This is a genomic window from bacterium (genome assembly GCA_041648665.1).
Classification (GTDB): Bacteria; UBA10199; UBA10199; order 2-02-FULL-44-16; family JAAZCA01; genus JAFGMW01.
Genome location: JBAZOP010000188.1, coordinates 1 through 2,971, shown reverse-complemented (window position 1 = coordinate 2,971; position 2,971 = coordinate 1). Strand labels below are relative to the sequence as shown.

At 59.7% G+C, this 2,971-nt stretch carries 8 protein-coding genes; all 8 read left to right on the top strand.

The window, feature by feature from the left end:
* Window positions 1–229, top strand: a 229-nt coding sequence (locus tag WC683_20515; protein ID MFA4974995.1) for a hypothetical protein, incomplete at its 5' end; no start/stop codon positions are given.
* Window positions 226–423 carry a hypothetical protein gene (locus WC683_20510; GenBank protein ID MFA4974994.1) on the top strand — a complete coding sequence of 66 codons (198 nt, stop codon included), beginning with the start codon at window positions 226–228 and terminating at the stop codon, window positions 421–423. The genes WC683_20515 and WC683_20510, both read left to right, overlap by 4 nt.
* Before the next feature lie 7 nt (window positions 424–430).
* Window positions 431–649, top strand: a complete 219-nt coding sequence (locus tag WC683_20505; protein ID MFA4974993.1) for a hypothetical protein — start codon at window positions 431–433, stop codon at window positions 647–649.
* A 123-nt stretch (window positions 650–772) separates the two neighbouring features.
* Entirely contained in the window at window positions 773–976 is a 204-nt protein-coding gene (locus WC683_20500) for a hypothetical protein (protein MFA4974992.1), read from the top strand.
* A 4-nt stretch (window positions 977–980) separates the two neighbouring features.
* Entirely contained in the window at window positions 981–1,712 is a 732-nt protein-coding gene (locus WC683_20495; protein ID MFA4974991.1) for a hypothetical protein, read from the top strand.
* A 15-nt stretch (window positions 1,713–1,727) separates the two neighbouring features.
* The gene (locus tag WC683_20490; protein MFA4974990.1) at window positions 1,728–2,231 is read left to right on the top strand and encodes a hypothetical protein; all 504 of its coding nucleotides are present in this window, start codon (window positions 1,728–1,730) and stop codon (window positions 2,229–2,231) included.
* A 196-nt stretch (window positions 2,232–2,427) separates the two neighbouring features.
* Window positions 2,428–2,649: a hypothetical protein gene (locus tag WC683_20485; protein MFA4974989.1), complete on the top strand. Its 222-nt coding sequence runs from the start codon at window positions 2,428–2,430 to the stop codon at window positions 2,647–2,649.
* Window positions 2,650–2,701: 52 nt separating this feature from the next.
* Window positions 2,702–2,971 (top strand): hypothetical protein (locus tag WC683_20480; protein MFA4974988.1); only part of this gene is annotated, 270 nt, incomplete at its 3' end.

The following is a 2,971-nucleotide window of genomic DNA, read 5'->3' as shown; positions in this document are numbered from 1 at the left end:
GTTCTGCCGCGACGTCGCGCGGATCACGGGCGAGATCATCGCATCGCATTTCCAGCCGGACACGCTCATGGCGATGACGGGAATTCAGCTTCCGACCGACGCGGAGGTACAGCAGCAGCGCCTCGCCGCGCAGCAGCAAGCTTTGATCGCGCAGGCGCAGGCGCAACAGGCCCCACCGGCTGGCGCTATGCCGATGCAGCCTATGCCAACTCAAGGGATAGCGGCATGACATTCATGATTCTGAACGGCGCCGACAAGGACAAAGAAGGCGTCCCGGTTATCCTCTTTCTCATGCTCGCAAGGGCGGAGAAGAACGGAACATCAGTGCAAGAAGAGATCGCGAAGGATATGTCGGCGATGAGAGATAACATCGCCAAGAATAGAGCTTTGATCGCCAAGCTCAGAAAGACAGTGGCGGCGTAGAAAGGCGATGATGACGCATCTCAACGCCGACCAATTCTTGAGCGTCGTCAATGGCGTCATATGGCATCGCAGATCGCAATGGTTGGATCGCGGGGAGCCAGACACATCACGCTTTGATATTCCATTCTCGGCAAGGTGCGAGATTGTTGAAGAGGCGTTGGAACAGCCTGATATGCGGGCGGCGATCAAATATCTAGAGCGCGTGTTTACGGGAATAGAGAAGTGAACAGCGGAGCTGCATCATATGGAAATCGATTTCTCGCGATACGGCGTGCGCTCGCCTGATTTTCGATCCGAGCATGGCGGCATAACGGTGTCGAAGTGGTCGCTATGAGGCTGGCGTCGTAACATGACTGAATATGATGACGCCGCCTCGTGGCGCGAGACCATCACTGTCGCGCTGGAAAAGTTCAAGCGGCTATTCCCCGCGGCGTCATTCGATTCGAGCGACGGGCACATCAAATCTGTCGTCGATCGGATCATGAGAGGGGAAACCGAAGCCGAGCGCAATCGCATTTTCTTCGATTGGTGTTCATCTAATAGAAAGCGCTGAGACCATGGCCCCTATGACGATGCCCGGCGGAGCGCCGCAACAGCCGCCGCCGATCGCGCCCATGTCGTCCGCCCCGATGGGCAATGGCGATGTGACAATCGATCAGGTCATGTCGCTATTGCGAGACGGCACGCTGCGCCGGTTCTCGATCGATATCGAGAGCGACAGCATGATCGCCGGCGACGAGACGCAAGAGCGCCAGGACCGCGCCGAGTTCGTGAAGACGGTCACGGAGCTTGTCAAAGTATGGGCTCCGATCGTCGCTCAGGCGACGCAGCTATTGCCGATGGCGCGCGAGTTGATCCTGTTTCAGGTTCGCGCGTTCCGGGCTGCATCGACGATGGAGGATGTCATCGAAAGCGCGCTGGACAAGCTCGAAGAGATGGCGAATGCGCCGAAACCGCCGCCTCCTCCGAGCCCTGACGAGATGAAGGCCGAGGCCGCGAAGGCGAAAGCGCAGGCCGAGATCGCGAAGGCGAATATCAGCGCGCAACAGGCGCAAGTCGAGGGCCAGTTGAAGGTCGAGCAAGCGCACATAGAGCGCGCGACGGCTCTCGCCCAGCAAGAGCACTATGCGCGGCAGATGCTCCTTGAAGCGGAACTCGAAGCGCAGCGCCGCGCGGCAGAAATTGAAGCCGAGCGCGAAATGCACGAGATGCGCAAGGCTGAGAAGGCCGAGGCGGCGAAGATGAAGGACCGCGCCGGACCGATCGCGCGGCGGCCTCCGCAAGACTAATCTGAGGTATAGAACATGCCCGGCTTCACATGGCTGATTGACCCTGAAACAAATGCGCCTATCGGCAATGCGGCGAATCCTCTCGTCGTCTCCGGCTCTGTGACGTCTACCCCCGGTGCTGGCAACCAAGCCGTCACTATCGCGAATGGAGCCGATGTCGCGACAGGAGCGATTGCTGACGCCGGGTGGACAGGAACGGGCAACGGGACCGTCATCTCGATCCTGAAGGCGGTATACGGGAAGCTGATTGGGCAACAGCCTATTAACATTGCGACGGCTCAAGTGTCCGTCGGAACGGCGGCGACTGGGATTGTCCCCGGGCGCGCCAACCGAAAAAACGTCCGCATCGTCAACCACGGAACCACTGACGTTTTCATTGGCGATTCTGGCGTGACGACGACGACCGGAACGCTCCTTCAGGGCGTCATAGGCTATAGCATCACGATCGAAGGCAACGCGGCCGTATTCGGCATTGTCGCGACCGGAACGCAGACCGTCAGCTATTTGGAAGCCTACTAACTCTTGCGCGCAAAGCCAAAAGGCGAAGTGAATGGCGATACCGAGATTGGTAAGCTGCCGCATCTGCGGCGGCTGGCATTCGACTGAACGGCCCTGGCCGGATAACTGCAAATTCCATTGGGGCGACCCGCCGAATAGATCGCTTCTCCCGCACCCATTTGTAATATCAGATATCCCGTCCGAGCCTTTCCAGAGCATGAAGGACGGAAAGATTTATGAAAGCAAGTCGTCCTATCGCAAGTCTCTCCGCGAGGGCGACAATCCATGCATCGAGGTCGGCAATGACGCGCCGACGACGGTGCGGGAGCCAAATCTACGCCCGATAATCGAAGACGTAGTGACGTCGGTTCATATGGTTGAACAGGGCTATCGACCCGCGCCGCTCGATACCGGCATTTTGCCGAAGGATGCTCTCTGAGTAGAGCGATCACTAGCCGCCATCAATCGCGGCGCAACCCCTGACCCATCGCATGTCTGACGAAGAACTTGCCGGCGGCTCGCCGGAACGCGAAGCCGCGCCTACTGACACCCGCTCCATCATCAATGCCGCGATCGAAGCGCAGCTTTCGCGGGCCGAGGCGAAAGAGTCGGCCCCCGCCGAGCCTGCGGAGCCCGCTGGCGAGCCGGATGACGATGCCGCTGCGGAAGCCGCCAAGGCCGCCGATCAGCGCGCCAGGGACGAAAAGGGCCGCTTTGCGAAGGCGGCGAATGAAGGCGAGGCGGACGCGCCTGCCGAAGGA

Excerpts from the sequence above, each read along its gene's own strand:
- WC683_20510 (MFA4974994.1), top strand. The coding sequence starts at position 226 with ATGACATTCATGATTCTGAACGGCGCCGACAAGGACAAAGAAGGCGTC.
- WC683_20505 (MFA4974993.1), top strand. The coding sequence starts at position 431 with ATGATGACGCATCTCAACGCCGACCAATTCTTGAGCGTCGTCAATGGC.
- WC683_20500 (MFA4974992.1), top strand. The coding sequence starts at position 773 with ATGACTGAATATGATGACGCCGCCTCGTGGCGCGAGACCATCACTGTC.
- WC683_20495 (MFA4974991.1), top strand. The coding sequence starts at position 981 with ATGGCCCCTATGACGATGCCCGGCGGAGCGCCGCAACAGCCGCCGCCG.
- WC683_20490 (MFA4974990.1), top strand. The coding sequence starts at position 1,728 with ATGCCCGGCTTCACATGGCTGATTGACCCTGAAACAAATGCGCCTATC.
- WC683_20485 (MFA4974989.1), top strand. The coding sequence starts at position 2,428 with ATGAAGGACGGAAAGATTTATGAAAGCAAGTCGTCCTATCGCAAGTCT.